General features: G+C 58.8%; 14 protein-coding genes and 2 pseudogenes. 9 read left to right on the top strand and 7 right to left on the bottom strand.

From position 1 onward, the window contains the following. Positions 1-2: 2 nt before the first annotated feature. Both MUN79_RS02955 and kbl read left to right on the top strand, forming a co-directional pair. Complete coding sequence (locus MUN79_RS02955) at positions 3-440, top strand: hypothetical protein (protein ID WP_244676317.1); 438 nt, start codon at positions 3-5, stop codon at positions 438-440. Positions 441-696: 256 nt separating this feature from the next. Beyond that, a complete protein-coding gene (gene kbl / locus MUN79_RS02950; protein WP_244676316.1) occupies positions 697-1,944 on the top strand; it encodes a glycine C-acetyltransferase in 1,248 nt (415 codons plus the stop codon). A 70-nt stretch (positions 1,945-2,014) separates the two neighbouring features. Here kbl and MUN79_RS02945 read toward each other — a convergent pair whose 3' ends face one another. The 3 genes and pseudogenes from MUN79_RS02945 to folP form a co-directional block, all read right to left on the bottom strand. Next, a complete protein-coding gene (locus MUN79_RS02945) occupies positions 2,015-2,374 on the bottom strand; it encodes a hypothetical protein (RefSeq protein ID WP_244676315.1) in 360 nt (119 codons plus the stop codon). 141 nt (positions 2,375-2,515) lie between these two features. After that, the gene (gene cdaA / locus MUN79_RS02940; RefSeq protein ID WP_244676314.1) at positions 2,516-3,352 is read right to left on the bottom strand and encodes a diadenylate cyclase CdaA; all 837 of its coding nucleotides are present in this window, start codon (positions 3,350-3,352) and stop codon (positions 2,516-2,518) included. An 82-nt stretch (positions 3,353-3,434) separates the two neighbouring features. Further along, positions 3,435-4,135: pseudogene (folP, locus tag MUN79_RS02935) on the bottom strand (dihydropteroate synthase); the annotation flags it as partial. A gap of 143 nt (positions 4,136-4,278) precedes the next feature. Between folP and MUN79_RS02930 the strand changes: the two are divergent. The 7 genes from MUN79_RS02930 (at position 4,279) to MUN79_RS02900 (ending at position 11,303) form a co-directional block, all read left to right on the top strand. Beyond that, entirely contained in the window at positions 4,279-4,866 is a 588-nt protein-coding gene (locus MUN79_RS02930) for a DUF1599 domain-containing protein (protein WP_244676313.1), read from the top strand. Further along, positions 4,863-5,972 carry a BT_3928 family protein gene (locus MUN79_RS02925; RefSeq protein WP_244676312.1) on the top strand — a complete coding sequence of 370 codons (1,110 nt, stop codon included), beginning with the start codon at positions 4,863-4,865 and terminating at the stop codon, positions 5,970-5,972. The genes MUN79_RS02930 and MUN79_RS02925 overlap by 4 nt, the downstream gene beginning before the upstream one ends. A 133-nt stretch (positions 5,973-6,105) precedes the next feature. Further along, complete coding sequence (locus tag MUN79_RS02920; protein ID WP_244676311.1) at positions 6,106-7,161, top strand: ABC transporter permease; 1,056 nt, start codon at positions 6,106-6,108, stop codon at positions 7,159-7,161. Between the two features lie 168 nt (positions 7,162-7,329). After that, positions 7,330-7,851 carry a shikimate kinase gene (locus tag MUN79_RS02915; protein ID WP_244676310.1) on the top strand — a complete coding sequence of 174 codons (522 nt, stop codon included), beginning with the start codon at positions 7,330-7,332 and terminating at the stop codon, positions 7,849-7,851. A 79-nt stretch (positions 7,852-7,930) separates the two neighbouring features. Continuing rightward, complete coding sequence (locus MUN79_RS02910) at positions 7,931-8,488, top strand: sterol desaturase family protein (RefSeq protein WP_311136640.1); 558 nt, start codon at positions 7,931-7,933, stop codon at positions 8,486-8,488. A gap of 395 nt (positions 8,489-8,883) precedes the next feature. Further along, positions 8,884-10,767: a hypothetical protein gene (locus MUN79_RS02905; RefSeq protein WP_244676309.1), complete on the top strand. Its 1,884-nt coding sequence runs from the start codon at positions 8,884-8,886 to the stop codon at positions 10,765-10,767. After that, a complete protein-coding gene (locus MUN79_RS02900) occupies positions 10,734-11,303 on the top strand; it encodes a T9SS type A sorting domain-containing protein (RefSeq protein ID WP_244676308.1) in 570 nt (189 codons plus the stop codon). The genes MUN79_RS02905 and MUN79_RS02900 overlap by 34 nt, the downstream gene beginning before the upstream one ends. Before the next feature lie 83 nt (positions 11,304-11,386). Here MUN79_RS02900 and MUN79_RS02895 read toward each other — a convergent pair whose 3' ends face one another. The 4 genes and pseudogenes from MUN79_RS02895 to MUN79_RS02880 all read right to left on the bottom strand — a co-directional run bounded on the left by MUN79_RS02895 (position 11,387) and on the right by MUN79_RS02880 (position 16,893). Then, positions 11,387-11,560: a hypothetical protein gene (locus MUN79_RS02895; RefSeq protein WP_244676307.1), complete on the bottom strand. Its 174-nt coding sequence runs from the start codon at positions 11,558-11,560 to the stop codon at positions 11,387-11,389. Between the two features lie 366 nt (positions 11,561-11,926). Further along, a complete protein-coding gene (locus MUN79_RS02890) occupies positions 11,927-14,035 on the bottom strand; it encodes a beta-1,3-glucanase family protein (RefSeq protein WP_244676306.1) in 2,109 nt (702 codons plus the stop codon). After that, the gene (locus MUN79_RS02885; protein ID WP_244676305.1) at positions 14,023-14,175 is read right to left on the bottom strand and encodes a hypothetical protein; all 153 of its coding nucleotides are present in this window, start codon (positions 14,173-14,175) and stop codon (positions 14,023-14,025) included. The genes MUN79_RS02890 and MUN79_RS02885 overlap by 13 nt, the downstream gene beginning before the upstream one ends. A gap of 568 nt (positions 14,176-14,743) precedes the next feature. Further along, positions 14,744-16,893: pseudogene (locus MUN79_RS02880) on the bottom strand (glycoside hydrolase family 97 protein). Positions 16,894-17,087 lie beyond the last annotated feature (194 nt).

The raw sequence follows: 17,087 nt of genomic DNA, 5'->3' as shown, positions 1-17,087 counted from the left end.
ACGTGGTGCAAAAGCCCGCCCGGGGCCAGGCCGTGGAAGTGTTGGTCGATGGCGGCCTGTTGGCCAATTACCCGGTGAGCTTGTTCGACCAGCCGCAGTACCTGCCGGCGGGTATGAGGGCCAATCAACCCACCGTGAACCCCGAAACCCTGGGCCTGCGCCTCGACCGGCCCGAACAGATTGCCTACGACACCCTGACCACTGGCCGGCAACAGCTGGCGCCCTACCAGATCAACAGCTTCGGCAGCTACGTAGGAGCCTTGTATAACGTGGCCCTGGAAAACCTGAACCCCGCCCGCCCCGCCGACTGGCCCCGGACGGTAAGCATCAGCACGGCCGGCTTTAACCCGAAGATCAAGCGGATGACGGCTGAGCAGAAGCAGCAGCTCATGGACAGCGGCCGGGCCGGGGTGCAGCAGTTTCTGGCGCGGCGGCTGTAGGAAGCGTTGCCCGTTGCGTCTCTTTTCGTTTGTCATCCTGAATGCAGCGCAGCGGAGTGAAGGACCTTATCACGTGGGCTCGAGTGGCTGTTACGCTTGTCGTTCGTATTCCATAAGGTCTTTCGGCTGCGCCTCAGGATGACAAACGATATATGAGGAAGGAAAAATCAGAGTATAGGTAGCGGCGCGAAGCCCGACCCAGACGGTTACCTTTGCCGTATCCCACTCACCACTTCACAATTTCACGACTTCCCGCATGTATACCACCCTCCAGCCCGATCTGCAGCAGCAGCTCCAGGAAATCAAAGACAACGGCCTGTTCAAGAAGGAGCGGGTAATTACCTCCGCCCAGGGCGCCGAAATCACGACGGATGAAGCGGGCGAGGTGCTGAACTTCTGTGCCAACAACTACCTGGGCCTTTCCTCCCACCCCGAGGTAATCAAGGCGGCCAAGGAAGCCATTGATACCCACGGCTACGGCATGTCGTCGGTGCGCTTTATCTGCGGCACCCAGGATATTCACAAGCAGCTGGAAGCCAAGCTGGCCGAGTTTCTGGATACCGAAGACACCATTCTCTACGCCGCCGCCTTCGACGCCAACGGGGGCGTGTTCGAGCCGCTCTTCAACGAGCAGGACGCTATTATTTCCGACGCCCTGAACCACGCCAGCATCATCGACGGGGTGCGTTTGTGCAAGGCGCAGCGCTACCGCTACAACCACAACGACATGGACGACCTGGAAAAGCAGCTCCAGGACGCCCAGGCCAAGGGCACCCGCCACCGCATCATCGTTACCGACGGCTCGTTCAGCATGGACGGCACCATTGCCCAGCTCGACAAAATCTGCGACCTAGCCGACAAGTACCAGGCCCTGGTGATGATTGACGAGTGTCACTCCATGGGCTTTCTGGGCAAAACCGGCCGCGGCACCCACGAGTACCGCGACGTGCTCGGCCGCGTCGACATCATCACCGGCACCCTGGGCAAAGCTCTGGGCGGGGCCATGGGCGGCTTCACCTCGGGCCGCAAGGAAATCATCGAGATGCTGCGGCAGCGCAGCCGCCCGTATTTGTTCTCCAACACCCTGGCCCCGGCCATCGTGGGTGCCTCCCTGCGAGTACTGGAGTTGCTGACCGAAAGCACCAAGCTGCGCGACCAGCTCGAGGAAAACACCAAGTACTTCCGCCAGAAGATGACCGAAGCCGGCTTCGACATCAAGCCCGGGGAGCACCCCATCGTGCCCGTCATGCTCTACGACGCCCGCCTGGCCCAGGACTTTGCCGCCAAAATGCTCGACAAGGGCATTTATGTAGTCGGCTTCTACTTTCCCGTGGTGCCCAAAGGCCAGGCCCGTATCCGGGTGCAGCTCTCGGCCGCCCACACCCGCGCCCACCTCGACAAAGCCATTCAGGCCTTCATCGAAGTGGGTAAGGAACTCGGCACGCTCAAGGACCGCTCGGCGGCCCAGCCCGAAGCTGGCCAGGTAGTAACCAACACGCCCTAAAAACAGATACCGCCGGCTTACAGGAGTAGGCCGGCGGTACTGTTACGGGGCTAGGCTATTAAACCTACGTTTAGGCTGAGCGGAAGCCTGTTGCCTGGCGAATGCTCCGTTCCTGGCCCGAGTTGGGTTCGTTGTAGGTATGGTCGCTGACTTCCACCGACAGCCGTTTGCCAATCAACTGCTTGGTATCTAAGTCTTTCTCGCCTTCTGGTTTGATGCCCACGGCTGAGTATAGCGACAAAATGATAGGTTTACCGGCCGGGGAGTTGTAAAATCGCTGACTTACAAACCCATCTTCGTTTTCCATGCGGACCGCGAAGAAGGGCACTTGTTGATGTTCGCTTACGCCTTCTTCAATGTCGGTAATCTCTACCGTGTGGCGTCCGTCGGGCAGAAAGCCTTTTTCCTGGTTATCAACTGATATCTTCATGGCTTGCTTGTTTTTTTAGCAGGGTTTGCTAATTATAACGGCAAGCGGAGGCATAGAGTTACTTTAGTTTATTCCTTCGATGGCCAAACCCTGCAGTTGATTCTGAGCCCAATAAAAGAGGATTAGATAAACCCCCCTTGCTTACGCCGCTACTTCCGCCGCCGAGGCCGAGGTGCTGGCCGGGCGGGGAGCGGCATCGAAGAGGAACTCGTTGAGACGGGCCCGCAGGTCGGACGACGACAGGTTGCGGAATACTTCCCCACCACGCACCAGCGAAATCTGCCCGGTTTCCTCGCTCACCACCAGCACCACCGAGTCGGTCACCTCGGTCAGGCCGATGGCGGCGCGGTGGCGCAGGCCCATGGAGGCGGGCACGTCGGGATTCTCGCTCACGGGCAGGATGCAACGGGCTGCCTTGATGCGGTTGTTGCTGATAATCACGGCTCCGTCGTGCAAAGGCGAGGTTTTGTTGAAGATGGACATGAGCAGGCGCTTGCTCACGGTGGCGTCGATCAGGTCGCCGGAGTCGCCGTAGAACTTCAGGTCCGACACCATTTGAAAGGCAATCAAGGCACCGGTGTTTTTGCCGGCCAAGCTCTTGGCCGCTTCCACAAAGGGCGTGATGCTCATGCGCTCGGTGGGCGCGTCGCGGCGCCAGGGAAACACCCGCATCCGGTCAAAGGCCGTCGCCTTGCCGATGGTGAGCAGAAAGCGGCGGATTTCCTGCTGAAACAAAATGATGCTGGCCAGCACGCCCACGCTCATAAACTGCCCCAGGATGCTGGTGAGCAGCTCCATGCCGGCGGCTTTCACCACCAGGTAGAGCAGGTAGATGGACATCAGCCCCAGGAAAATCTTCAGCGCCACACTTCCCGTCAGCAGCTTGTAGAGCTGATAGAACAGCACCGTAACCAGCAGCACGTCCACGACGTCTATCCAGCCAATGCGCAGGAAGCCGATGCTGAAAGTGCCAATCACGGGAGGAGGGTAGCATGGTGCGGGAAACCAGCCGAATGGTTTGCACAGCTTCGGCTACATCGTGTACGCGCAAGAGCCGGGCGCCGTTGAGCAAGGCAATGGTATTTACGGCCACAGTTCCGCTCAACGCCGAGTCAGGCGTTAGGCCCAGAGCCTTGTAGACCATGGCCTTGCGCGAGAGGCCGGCCAGAATGGGCAAGCCCAGAAGTTGGAGTTCCCGCAGGCGGCCGAGCAGCTCGTGGTTCTGGGTGGCCGTCTTGGCAAAGCCGAAGCCCGGGTCCAGGATAATGTCGGTGACGCCGGCCGTGCGCAGCCGGGCCACTTTGTCGCGGAAGTAGCGCACCAGCTCCAGCACCAGGCCGTCGGGGTAGTCGGTGAGCTGCTGCATAGTCTGGGGCGTGCCGCGCATGTGCATCAGCACGTAGGGCACTTGCAGCTGTCCGGCCGTGGCAAACATGTTCGCGTCAAGCTCCCCGCCGCTGATGTCGTTGATGATGTCGGCCCCGGCGGCTACGGCCGCGCAGGCCACGCTGCTCCGAAAGGTGTCGATGGACAGGAAGGCTTCGGGAAAGGCGCGGCGCAGGGCCTCCACGGCGGGCAGCACTCGGCTTTTCTCCTCTTCCTCACTGATGTGCTCGGCCCGGGCCGGGACGAGTAGCCGCCCACGTCGAGGATGCCGGCCCCGGCCTGCAGCATGGCTTCGGCGCGGTGCAGCAGGTCGTCGGAGCCCGCCACGCGGCTTTTAGCAAAGAAGGAATCCGGGGTCAGATTCAGGATGCCCATGACCTGGGGCGAGGCCAGATTCAGCACGCGCCCCCCCGGGCAACGCAGCGTTTGCCTCGGAGAAAAACACGTATCTTTCGCGGCCTGGGCAGACATGAGCAAAGAGGCTAAAAACCGGGATTCTTAAAAGTAGGCTGAAAATTTTGAGTAACCAAACCCAGCACGAGTACGACCAGGTGATTGGTCAATGCCGGAGCTTATTCCTGGCCAAGACCCACGACTACGGCACGGCGTGGCGCATTATGCGCCTGCCCTCGGTCACCGACCAGATCTACATCAAGGCCCAGCGCATCCGCTCCATTCAGGAGAAGGGCAAGCAGCTCGTGGCCGATGGGGTAGATGAGGAGTTTGTGGCCATCATCAACTACTGCGTTATTGCCCTGATGCAGCTGCGCCTGCCGGCCGACGCGCCCCTGGATCTGGAGCCCGCCGACGTGGCCGCCGCCTACGACGAGCAGGTGGCCGAAAACCGCCGCCTGCTGTTTGCCAAAAACCACGACTACGGCGAGGCCTGGCGGCAGATGCGGGTGGAAAGCATTACCGACATCATCCTGATGAAGCTGCACCGTACCAAGCAGATTGAGGACCTGGCCGGCCTGACCCGGGTGTCGGAAGGCGTGGATGCCAACTACCGTGACATGCTCAATTATGCCGTGTTTGCCTTGATTAAGCGCGGGGCTCTGGCCCCGAGCCCAAACCTGATTCAGAATAAGGAGTTTAAAGCGTTATGAAATCCATTACCCGTATCTGCTGGCTGCTGCTGGGCGCGCTGTTTATCTTCTCGGGCCTGGTCAAGCTCAACGACCCTATTGGCACGGCCTATAAGCTGGAGGAATATTTCGAGGTGTTTGCCGCCTCCGTGCCTAGCTTGGCCAGCTTCTTCCTGTGGTTTAAGAGCAGTGCCCGGCTGTTGTCGCTCACGCTCAGCTCCCTGGAGGTAATTCTGGGCGTGGCCCTGCTGCTGCGCTGGTACCTGCGCCAAACCCTGTGGGTGCTGCTGGTGCTGCTGGTGTTCTTCACCTTCCTAACCTTCTACTCGGCGGCCTTCAACAAGGTAACCGACTGCGGCTGCTTCGGCGACTTTATCAAGCTCACGCCCTGGACCTCGTTTAGCAAAGACGTGTTCCTGCTGGTGCTCTGGGCAGTGGTGTTCCTCAATCAGCGCTACCTGCGCCGGGTGTTTGCCAAAGGCATGCTGGGCATCATGTACATCACCCTGGCCTCGGCGGTGGCCATCGGCATCGGGGTGCGGGCCCTGGGCCATTTGCCCTACTTCGACTTCCTGCCCTACAAAGTTGGCAACGACATTGGGCAGCTGATGAAGCCCTCGGCGGCCATGCGCTACAAGTACATTATGGAGCGCAACGGCGAAACCCAGGAGTTTACCGAATACCCCACCGACACTACCTGGAAGTACAAGCAGATGGTGGCCCTAAATCCAGAATCGGCCCCAAAAATCACCGACTTCAAGGTCTGGAACGACCAGGGCGACTATACCCAGGAGCTGCTCAAGGGCAACAAGCTGGTGCTTATCGTACAGAACACTGACCATGCCGACCGGGACCGGTTCGAGCTGATCAACAAGCTGATTTCGGCGGCTGATTCGTCCCAGAAGAAAATTACGCCGCTGGTTATTACCAGCAGCAGTCCGGCCGAGTTCGACGCCTTCCGCCACGAAGTCAACCTCTCGGCGCCCTTCTACTACGCCGATGCCACGGTGCTTAAGTCCATGATTCGCTCGAATCCCGGCTTTATGCTGCTCAAGGACGGCGTGGTGAAAGGCAAGTTCCATTACCACGACATTCCCGACCGCGCCAAGCTCGAGGAACTGCTGTAGTTGGTAGTACAAAGCCAGAACGTCATGTCGAATGCAGCGAGACACCTCTTGTGCTGACGTCAGATTACCATTCATCCCTTAGCACGCAAGATTCCTTGGCAAGCTCAGGATGACTTTCTAACCCAAAACCCAAATGATTTCTTTCGTGCTGCGGCGGCTGTTGCAAGGAATACTGGTGCTGGCCGGGGTGGCCCTCACGGTGTTCTTTCTGTTTACGGTGCTGCCCGGCGACCCGGTGGCCCTGCTGGCCGGTCAGCGCTCCGACGTAGCCACCCGCGCCGCCATTGCCGCCGACCTGGGCCTCGACCAGCCCGTGCCGGTGCAACTGGTGGGCTACCTCAATGACGTGTCGCCGCTGGGCCTGCACCCGCGTGACTCGGCCGGCGTGGCCAAATACGGCGGTGTGGCCCTGCTGCCCTTGGGCGACAAGTCCTTGGTGCTGAAGGTACCCTACCTGCGCCGCTCGTTTCAGAGCAACAAGGACGTGCTGCGCATCCTACTCGACCATTTTACGGGCACGCTCTGGCTGGCCCTGGCGGCCATGCTGCTAGCAGCGGTGCTGGGCATCACCTTCGGCATCGTGGCGGCTCTGAAGCCTCATTCCTGGCTCGACCGGGCTCTGATAACCACATCCGTGCTGGGTATATCAGTACCGTCCTTCGTGGCCGGCATCCTGATTGCCATGACTTTCGGCTTTTACTGGAGTCACTGGACCGGCCTGAACCTGACCGGGCAGCTCTACGAAACCGACCCCTTTACGGGCCGCCACCTGGTGCTGCGCAACCTGCTGCTGCCCGCTATTGCCCTGGGCATCCGGCCGCTGGCTGTTATTACCCAGCTCACCCGTAGCTCCATGCTCGACGTGCTCAGCCAGGATTACATCCGCACGGCTCGGGCCAAGGGACTGTCGGGCTACCGCGTGGTGGTGGGGCATGCGTTGAAAAACGCGCTGAATCCGGTGATTACGGCCGTGTCGGGCTGGCTGGCTTCGCTCATGGCGGGGGCTTTCTTTATTGAGTACATCTTCAACTGGAAAGGGCTAGGTACCGTCACACTGCGGGCTGTTGAAAACCTGGACTTTCCGGTGGTAATGGGCGCCACTATCTTCATTGCCTTCCTCTTCGTGGTGGTCAATATCGTGGTCGACGTGCTCTACGCCGTGCTGGACCCGCGGGTAAAGCTGAGTTAATGTGCTGATGTGCTAATATGAATAAATGTGAGAAATGAAAAGAGCGTGTTATTGCTTCGGATGCGCCCCTCAAAGACACATTTTCCACATTCCAGCACATTCTCATATTATTCATTCATTAGCATATGCCCCACATTAGCACATCAGCACATTAGCACATTAGAAACCATGCGTCTGTACTTGATTGGAATGCCGGGAGCAGGCAAAACGACGCTGGGCCGGGCGCTGGCCGTGGCCTACGAGCTGCCCTTCCGGGACCTCGACCAGGAAATCGTGCGGCGGGAGCAGCGCAGCGTGGCCGATATCTTTGCCGCCGAAGGGGAAGCCTACTTCCGGCAGCGCGAGGCCACCGTGCTGCGCGACCTGGTAGCCGAACTGCCCGACCTGGTGCTGGCCACCGGCGGCGGCACGCCCTGCTTCCACCAGAATGCGGAAGTGCTGCTCGAAACCGGCACCACCTTATATCTGCATGTGCCAGTGGAAGAACTGGTGCGCCGCCTGCAGCGGGGCGCCGCTACCCGGCCCCTGCTAGCCGAGACCAGCAGCTCTGAAGCTCTGGAGAAGCGCCTGCGCGAAACCTTAGCCGCCCGTGAACAGTTTTATAGCCGCGCGCCGCTGCGCTGCTCAGGTTCTTCGTGCACGGTGGCGGCCGTACAGCGTCTGTTGGAACAGTACCGAACCAGCAGCTAAATTGGGTCCTGCTGCGTATTCGGCGTAGTGTTTGTGCGGCTCTGCGTACTTTTGCTTCTTACAATAGCTGATCATTCCTATGAATTCCGCTTCTTCTACCTCAGCCCCCGAACTAGCCCCCAGCCCGGTAAAAACACCTGACCAGATCAAACCCAAGCACAAGGGTTCGGCGCAGTTGTTCAAAAACCCCTTACTGGAGCGTCTTACGCACACCCACATTGCCCTGCCCGTATCCATCTTCCTGCTCACGGCGGCGGGTAGCCTGTACTACGGCCTCACGCACGGCTTTATCAACGGCCTTTCGGCTTTCGGCCTGTTTCTGCTGGGCTGGTTTATGTTTACCTACGTGGAGTATGCTATGCACCGCTACTTGTACCACATTCCGGCCACCACGCCGAAGCGGGCCAAGTTTCAGTACACCATGCATGGGGTACACCACGAGTTTCCCAAAGACAAAACCCGCCTGGCTATGCCGCCCATCGTGACGGTATTTGTGGCTTCGCTGCTGTTCTTCATTTTCCGCTTCATCTTCGGCAGCTACGTGTTCGGCATTCTGGCCGGCTTCACGTTTGGCTACGCGCTGTATCTGTTTGTGCACTATGCCATTCACGCCTACGCGCCCCGAAGAACTTCCTGAAAGTGTGGTGGACCCACCACGCCCAGCACCACTACCGGCAGGACGAAATTGCGTTTGGCGTTTCTTCCACCCTCTGGGACCATATCATCGGTACCATGCCCAAGAAAGCGCACGACAAGTAAGCTTTCCAGTTCCTTAGCAGTAGCAGCCCGGCTCCACAAGAGCCGGGCTGTTTTGTTTTAGCGGCGCTGGTTTAAGGCAGTTGGATATTGAGAAGAATATTTCTGTGCATGTGCTAGTCTTCAATCCTGGAATATCTCGGGATAAGTAAATTGGCTCTAATTATTTATGTTTTAAATAAGATGATTTTATATAATTTTAACTATTGGAAGATATTCCGTTGTGGCATCACAAAACGGGATTTCCCGTAGTCTGCTCTACTCAACCCACCACCTATGCAAAAAATCTACCCACTCGCCCTCGTTCTGCTTGGCAACCTACTGCCCCATTTCACCACCGCTCAGTACCAGTTCAAGAATACGGCCGACGCCACCTCGGCCGGTTTGGCGCCTTACGTGCAGAACTTCAATTCCCTGGCCGGCACCAAAGCTGCTTTTTCGAGCAATGCCACCCTGCCCGGCGTGTATGCCCGCTTCACCCTGAATTCCTACGGGGCCAACGAGTTTGAGTCGTACCAACGCCTGAGCACCCCGGCCAAGCTGGCGCCCGACGACGGACAGGAAGGCACCACGACTACCTCCACCGTAGATGCCGACGGTACGCCGCACGGCGCGGCCTGGTACCACTTCGGCACCAGCGGCAGCACCGACCGGGCCCTGGGCGGCATTGCCTCCACCAACATTACGGCCGGGGTTGGCTACATCGGTATCCGGTTGAAAAACAGCTCGACGGTGCCGATTAAGAACCTGGAAATCAAGTATGCCATGGAGCAGTGGTACAACTCGAGCAATACCCAGGAGGCAACCATGCGCGTGCATTATCAGCGTTCCTCAGGACCTATTACCCAGCTTACCACCGGAACTTGGCTGCCCATTGGCGACCTGGACGTACCCGCGCCGTCTACCAGCACGGCCATTACCCCGCGCGACGGCAACGCGGCCACCAACCGGCGCGTGGTGCAGGCTAAGCTGCTGGGCGGCAGCGGCGTAGTGCTGGCCCCGGGCGAGGAGATCATGGTGCGCTGGTCGTATGTGTTCAACTCGTCCAGCAACGGCAATGGCCTGAGCATCGACGACGTCGTGATTACGCCCGAAACCAACATCTTTTACTCTGAAGCCTCCGGCGACCTTGCCGACAAGAACAAATGGGGCATTAACACGGACGGTACGGGCACCAAGCCCCACAACTTTGCCGTGGACAACACCACGTTTTACGTGCGCGGCACCGATTCACTGACCAGCCGGGTGCTTTCCAACTGGGCTATTACCGGGGCCAACTCCAAGCTGGTAGTGGGCACGCCCACCGAGCCGGCCGTGCTGTATGTGGGTGCGGCTACCAATCTTACCGCGACGGTAGATGTAACCTCGGGCTCCCGCCTGCGCATTGCTCGGCCCCAAAACAGCCTGACCCTGGGCACGCTCAACCTCAAGAGCGTGGTGGAGTACCTGAACAGCTCGGCCTCGACTACGCAGCAGGTAAACGGAGGTAGCTACGGCATTCTGAAGCTAAACGGGGTAGGGCCCAAAGTCCTGAATGGCCCGGTACTGGTCAACAGCGACGTGGCCTTTACCAGCTCCGGCCTGTCTACCCTGGCCTTGGCCGACCACGACCTGACCATCCTGAAAAAAGGCCGCATCCGGACTCTGGGCGGCACGAGCTTCTTTTTGACCACGGGCAAGGGCGGCCTGCGCCAGACGGTAACCAACGACGGGGCCGAAGTAACCTTTCCGGTAGCTACCACGGCCGCCGCCGCCGACTACACCCCGGTGGTATTGTCGCAAACGGCGGCCAGCTCCGAGGATACTTATAAAGTGCGGGTTATCGACAACGTGTACCGCAGCTACGATGCCAACGAAAACGGTACCAATCCGGTAACGGAGGGCGTGGTGAAGAAAACCTGGTTTGTAAGTGAGGAAGTGCCCGGCAACTCCGACATCACCCTGCAGGCCTTCTGGAATAGCAAGGACGAGGCCACCGGCTTTGAAGAGACCAACGCCTTTATCGACCACTACACCACCGGCGCCAGCTGGGACCGGGTAAGAAACAATCCGGGAGTCGTGGCAGCCCCTGCGCCGAACCACAAAGGTGCCAAGCGGGCGGGGTTAAGAACTTCTCGCCCTTTGCGGTGGCCTCACGCGCCGGCGGGGTGCTGCCGGTAGAGCTTACCGCCTTTGGGGCGCAGTACACGGGCTCCACGGTGGTGTGCCGCTGGGCCACTGCCACCGAAACCAACAGCGCCTACTTTGTGGTGGAGCGTAGTCAGAATGCCCGGCAATTCACTGAAATAGGCCGGGTGGCCGGGGCCGGTACCAGCACCCGGGCGCAGTCATACTCCTTTAGTGATGCGCGGCCCCTGCCCGGCACAGCCTACTACCGTCTGCGCCAGGTAGACCAGGACGGCAGCACGGCTTTCTCACCGGTGGCCGTGGTACAGAGTGCTGAACAGGCGGCCTTTACGGTAGTGCCCAACCCCGGGGTCGGCGCCTACGAGCTAGGCACCTCTTTCCGGGAGCCGGCCCGCCTGCAAGGCACTGTGCTAAACCTGCTGGGCCAGCCGGTAGTGCAGTTCAATCAGGAGGTAGCGGCGGGCAATGTGCGCACTCCGTTTACGCTGGAAGGTCAGCCCGCCGGGGTTTACCTGGTGCAGCTGGTTACGCCCGGCGGCCCGGTTACGCTGCGGGTAGTGAAGCAGTAGCTACAAACGCAGTCTAGCAACAAGAAAGGGCCTTACCGTGCGGTAAGGCCCTTTCTTGTTATTTATCGGCTGACAAAAGCGGATTAGCGGCGCATTTTGCGAATCAGGAACAGGACCAGCAGGACCACGATGACCACGCCGATAAGGCCCGTCCACATCCCGGCTTTGAATATATCACCGATTATATCGCAGCTGCTGAGCGAGAAGGTCAGTAGGATCAGGAGAACGGGCAGAAAGTAAAAACGGTAGTTTTTCATGGTCAGGTCGAAGAGGAGTGTGGTAGAAAAGGCCAGCGGGCCTTACCCTAGTACGTACTGACCCTTCTCTAAAAAGGTTGACTTCGTGCCGTTCCTAGGAGCTTCCGCGGCCCCGGCCCGGCTGGCTGTGCCCGCCGCGTAGAACTAGGTACTGAGGCGCACCTAAGCGTTAGGACTTACTTTCTTAGCCCACGACAATTTTCCATAACCTCCTTTCAACAGATTCCCAATCCGGCTTGCACCCATAGTCACGGCCACGGGCTGCGGGTGTACAGCGCCACCGGGCAACGGCAGGATTTCATTGTCCACAAAAAAGCCCCACCGGACCAACCGGCAGGGCTTTTGGTTGAAGCTGCTAACTTGGCTTTACTTGGTTTTGACAAAGCGGCGCAGAAGCTGCTGCTGACCCGGCGTCGTTACCTGTAGCGTGTAGATACCGGCTGGCAACTGGCTCGTTTCCACAGAGCTACCCACCACCGTGCCGCTGCTCATCGTCCGGCCGCTGTTGTCCATGATGCGGTACTGACTGCCGCCCAGGTCGGCGGAGGCGCTTAGGTACAACTGGTCAGCTACCGGGTTGGGGTAGAGCTGCAGCATTTCGGGGCTGCGCTGGGCTGCCGTTGCCAGCGTGGTGCGGGCCGCGCTGTTGACTTTAGTAATGCGGACCCAGTTAAGGTTCCAGCCGCCGGTCTGGGCGTAGATGCCGAAGTTGTAGGTGCCGGCGTTAATAGTCACGGTGCGGGACACGGTGGTCCAGTTCTGCCAGCCGCCGGTGCCGGGAATGGCCGTGTTGCCCAGCTGAGTTGCTCCAGCATTAAGGTCTGAGGAAATGGTGCCGCCGCTGGCACCGCTGGCTACGCGGTACTCAATCAGGTAGGAGCCTGAGGTGGGGAAATTGATGCCGTTCCAGACCAGATAGTCGCCGGCATCCACGAAGCCCATGTTCTGCCCGCCGCCTGCGTCGGTGGTGGTTTCTGCTGTCATGCCGTTGTTCACGTTGGCCGCTTCAGCCTGCAGCGTCACGCTGAACGAGGAAGTTGTGGCGGTGCGTACCCGCAGCGAAGTGGTTTTATCATTCCAGTTGCTGGTGCCCAATGGGTTGTTTACCAGGCAGCCGTTGCCGGCGCTGCCCACCGTGAGCGTGCCGCCCGTAAAATTGTCACCTTCGTAGAGCACCACCTCGTAACCGGCGTTAACTCTGAGCGAGGACACGTCGTCGTTCAGGATGCCGCGGCTTTGCAAAGCAGCCAGGTTGTAGTCGCCGGCGGGCAGGGCCACGGCGGTACCGGTGTAGTTGCAGTCCTTGTACATAGTAGCCACGCCCGTAGCAGGCGGTGGAGTAGAGCCGGCGAAACCGCCGAAAGTGGCAATGACCTTGGTAGGCTGGGGCGTGTGTAACGTGGCCGACTGGTCGTTCACGTCGTCGTAGGCAAAGCCGTAGCTGAGGTTATCCACGCTGATGCCGGGCAGGTGCCAGAAGCGGGCATAGTAGTTGGCCGGACCAGTTTGGTAATACCGGCTAGCATCGTACCAGTTCTGCTGGCCGGGGTTGGCAGTCGTTACGTCTACCACGTGGCGGTTGATGGCGGCCGTCATCTGGGCCTGCACTACCAAGTCGCAGTCGCCGTCACTCACACGGTTGTCGAGCAGGCCCTTGCCTTCGAAGGCCATCTGAGTGGTGGGGCGGCCGTTGATAATGCCGGTGCGGCCGGCAAAAGCGCCGTTCTGGCCTACCACGACCAGCCGGTCATTGGCATCTACGCGGCCCTTAAATACGCCCGCATTGCCAGCGTAGAAAATCAGGTCCGTGGTCTTGTACTTGTTCCAGATGGCGTCGATGTAGCTCTTGAAGTAGTTGCCATAAGGGCCGGCTACGGTGCCATTCGAGCCATCCTGAAAAGCCGGCGTCTTGGAAGGGAAGGTGATTTCGCCGGTGGTGCTGTTGACTGTGCCTTGAAACTCGGCCGGCACGTTGGCCTTATAGGCCGCCACAATATCGGCGGCATTTTTCAGCTCGCCCGTACGCTTCTGGTAGCCGTTGCCAAACAGCTCTAGGCCCATGGGGTAGCGGAAAGCGTCGACGCGGGTGGTGTTGCCAAAGAAGCCGTACTGGTTGTTAGTCAGCTCGATGAACTCGTACATGATGCCCTTGTTCGGGTCGTTCGGGTTCTGGTGGTTAGGTGCCGCGTAACCCGAAGGCGCGCCCGAGGAGCCGAAGAAATAGAGGTAAAGCTGTTGGCCCCGGGAAATAAACACCCGGCAGCCGGCAATGTAGGGCAGGGTAAAGGTCTTGTTCGGAATGCTGCTCAGGCGGGTGAAGCAGGCCGCGTATTTGGAGTTTTGCCCGGGGCCGGTGTTGCCATTATAAGTCGGCCCGGTCACGGTGTTGTAGGAGGCACTCATGGGCAGCACCTGGCTGTTAGCGGCATTAATCCAGACGTGGTTACCGGCTGGGTCGATGCCTACGATGGCCACGTAGAGGTCGGAGTCGGGGAAGGGGAGTTGTTGGCAATGGTAAACGGAATGCTGCCCTGGGCCCAGCTGGTGGCCGAAAAGAGCAGGCTGCTCAGCAAGACCAATAGGCTTCGCCAAGCGGTACGCGTACGGGTTTTCATGGAGTTTGGAGTTAAAGTGGGAATTAGGTTGGGGCAGGGCAAAACGCGGCTGGCTCCCCAGATTCTGGGTAGCACAACGGACTGGAAACACAGGTAAGCAGCAGGGCCGAGGTAGGCAAAAGGCTCAGGATAAAGGACTGAGCAGCTGCTAGGGTGATTTAAATATAGTAGGCCTTTTTCAAGAAAAGCAAGGACTGTACTAGGCTAAGAAGGACGCACGCCGGCTTGTATTACGCTTACGTCGCACGACTGCCAGGGCTACTGCACACGCAGGATTTGCTAAGAAGTAAGGTTTGCCTGATTCTTGTGAGAGTGGTGGATTTTTAGTGCTTCGCTTAAAAAACAAGTAATAAAACTGAGGTATAAGCAAAGTTTTTTGAAAATATTTCATCGAATAGAGCTAATTGTTCTGCTTGTATCCGCTTCGTCACTCAACCAGGAAGCAGGTGTCGGCTTCTTGGGAAGAAGGTGAATTCCGCCTTCTTGATGAAATAGAACTTCGTCCTTAAAAACAAAGCCCTGCCTTACGCTTGGTAAGACAGGGCTTTAGTGCTAAAGAAGCAGCGGGCTACTTGGCGCCAGCTTCCATGATGCTGATGGCGTAGCCACCACCGGGGCACAATACTGGGTCAGCTTGGTTTTGCTGGTCACGTTCTGCTTGCGGATGGCGTAGGCCTGCGGGTTTTTCTCGTAGTGGGCATCCTTGGCGTCGGCGTAGATGGTGGCCACGTACTTCTTGCCGGGCTCCAGGAAGCTCAGGTTGATTTTCGAGGTCCGGCCATTTTCGTCGTTGGTGCTGCCCACAAACCAGCTGCTCTTACCCTTGGCCTTGCGGGCGTAGGTGATATAGTCGCCGGGCTCGGCTTCCAGCACTTCGGTAGCATCCCAGTCTACGGCCACGTCCTTTATGAACTGGAAGGCGTCGAGGTGCTTCTCGTAGGTTTCGGGCAGGTCGGCGGCCATCTGCAGCGGGCTGTACATCGTCACGTACAGGGCCAGTTGCCGGGCCAGGGTAGTGTGCACGAAGGAGTTGTTCTGCGGATTATAGGCACTGACCTTGGTCTGGAAAATGCCGGGCGTGTAGTCCATCGGGCCGCCAATAAGCCGGGTGAAGGGCAGGATGGTGGTGTGGTCGGCGTTGTTGCCGCCAAACGACTCATACTCCGTGCCACGGGCGGCTTCGTTGCCAATCAGGTTGGGGTAGGTACGGGCCAGGCCGGTGGGGCGCACGGCCTCGTGTCCGTTCACCATGATTTTATGCTCGGCGGCCTTTTCCAGCACGTACTGGTAGTGGTTGTTTACCCACTGGTCGTAGTGGTGGTGGCCCAGGGGCACGATGTCGCCCACGTAGCCGGTTTTCACGGCGGTGTAGCCGTATTTGTTCATAAACTGGAAGGCCGTGTCCAAGTGCCGCTCATAGTTACGCACCGAGCCCGAGGTTTCGTGGTGCATGATAATGCGCACTCCCTTGCTCTGGGCGTAGCGGTTCAGTTCCTGCACGTCGAAGTCGGGGTAGGGGGTCACGAAGTCGAACACGTAGTCCTTGTGCTTGCCAAACCAGTCTTCCCAACCCGTGTTCCATCCTTCCACCAGCACCGCGTCGAAGCCGTGCTTAGCGGCAAAGTCGATGTAGCGCTTCACGTTGGCGTTGGTGGCGCCGTGGGTGCCGTTGGGCTTTACCTTGGAGTAGTCCAGAGCGTCGAGCTTAATGTTTTCCTGGTTGGTGTACGACCAGGTGCTCTTGCCCGTAATCATCTCCCACCACACGCCCACGTACTTCACGGGCTTAATCCAGGAGGTATCCTTGATTTTGCTGGGCTCGTTCAGATTCAGCACCAGCTTGCTCTGCAGAATGTCGCCGGCTTTGTCGCTCACGATAATGGTGCGCCAGGGCGACACGCAGGGTGTTTGCAGCTCCCCTTTGTTGCCGGCGGCATCGGGCGTCAGGTGCGACTCGAGCACGAAGTTCTTGTCGTCGAGCTCCAGATGCATGCAGGAGTAGTCGATCAGGGCCGCTTCGTGGATGTTGATGTAAAGGCCGTCCTTGCTCTTAAGCATCAGGGGCGTCTGCACGCCGGTTGCCGAGAAAGGCGTTTGGGAGGCATTGGGCGTAGTGGCAGCCTTCATCTTGCCCCGCACTTCCGAGAGGTTCGACGTGACGGTGCTGTACTCCTGGGTATCGTAGTCGCCGGGCAGCCAGAAAGCCTTATGGTCGCCGGCCAGGGCAAACTGCGACTTTTCCTCTTTCACCACGAAGTAGTCAAGCTTGGGCTGCAAGGGAAACTCGTAGCGGAAGCCCAGACCGTCATTGAACACCCGGAAGTGCAGAATAACCGTGCGGCTGGTGGCGGCCTGCTGCAGGTTCACGGTCAGCTCGTTGTAGTGGTTGCGGATGCTCTTGGTTTCACCCCACACCGGCTGCCAGGTTTCGTCGAAGGTTGTCTGCTTAGAATTGGCCACGGTAAAGCCGCTGGTCAGGGCCGGGGCGTTTTTGAGCTCCAAACCCAGCTTGCTGGTCTTAATTACCGGCCGGCCCTTGTAAGTCAGGGCGTAGGTTGGCGCCCCGTCGCTCTGCAGCGTGAAGGTAAGCACCAGCTGCTGGTTGGGCGACTTTATTTCTTCGGCCCGGGCTCCGTTCCAGAGCAGGCACAGCAGCGCCAGCGTGGTACCCAGCGCACGGAAGGAAAAGGCCGCCGAACCGCGTATTTTGTATTTCATAGGGTGGGAGGTAGATGGTGGAATTTCAATGGTTTGCAGAGCAAAACAATGAAAAAATTACGCAACTAATTCGCTCCGCCCCGAAACTCTTGCTATCCGCCGGTTTATCAGTTGGTTTGGTTCAAGCTGGTTGGTGGTTTCCGGCTACTGCCGTGTTGCCGCAGCCGGCTTTACCACGCCCAGAATAGGCTGGT

This window comes from Hymenobacter cellulosilyticus (assembly GCF_022919215.1).
GTDB lineage: Bacteria > Bacteroidota > Bacteroidia > Cytophagales > Hymenobacteraceae > Hymenobacter > Hymenobacter cellulosilyticus.
Note: the sequence above shows the minus strand (reverse complement) of the source record. Positions and strands in the feature narration are given on the sequence as shown.

What these genes read in the sequence shown, in the direction of transcription:
- kbl (WP_244676316.1), top strand. Translation starts at nt 697, where the DNA reads ATGTATACCACCCTCCAGCCCGATCTGCAGCAGCAGCTCCAGGAAATC.
- MUN79_RS02945 (WP_244676315.1), bottom strand. Translation starts at nt 2,374, where the DNA reads ATGAAGATATCAGTTGATAACCAGGAAAAAGGCTTTCTGCCCGACGGA.
- MUN79_RS02925 (WP_244676312.1), top strand. Translation starts at nt 4,863, where the DNA reads ATGAAATCCATTACCCGTATCTGCTGGCTGCTGCTGGGCGCGCTGTTT.
- MUN79_RS02920 (WP_244676311.1), top strand. Translation starts at nt 6,106, where the DNA reads ATGATTTCTTTCGTGCTGCGGCGGCTGTTGCAAGGAATACTGGTGCTG.
- MUN79_RS02915 (WP_244676310.1), top strand. Translation starts at nt 7,330, where the DNA reads ATGCGTCTGTACTTGATTGGAATGCCGGGAGCAGGCAAAACGACGCTG.
- MUN79_RS02910 (WP_311136640.1), top strand. Translation starts at nt 7,931, where the DNA reads ATGAATTCCGCTTCTTCTACCTCAGCCCCCGAACTAGCCCCCAGCCCG.
- MUN79_RS02905 (WP_244676309.1), top strand. Translation starts at nt 8,884, where the DNA reads ATGCAAAAAATCTACCCACTCGCCCTCGTTCTGCTTGGCAACCTACTG.
- MUN79_RS02895 (WP_244676307.1), bottom strand. Translation starts at nt 11,560, where the DNA reads ATGAAAAACTACCGTTTTTACTTTCTGCCCGTTCTCCTGATCCTACTG.
- MUN79_RS02885 (WP_244676305.1), bottom strand. Translation starts at nt 14,175, where the DNA reads ATGAAAACCCGTACGCGTACCGCTTGGCGAAGCCTATTGGTCTTGCTG.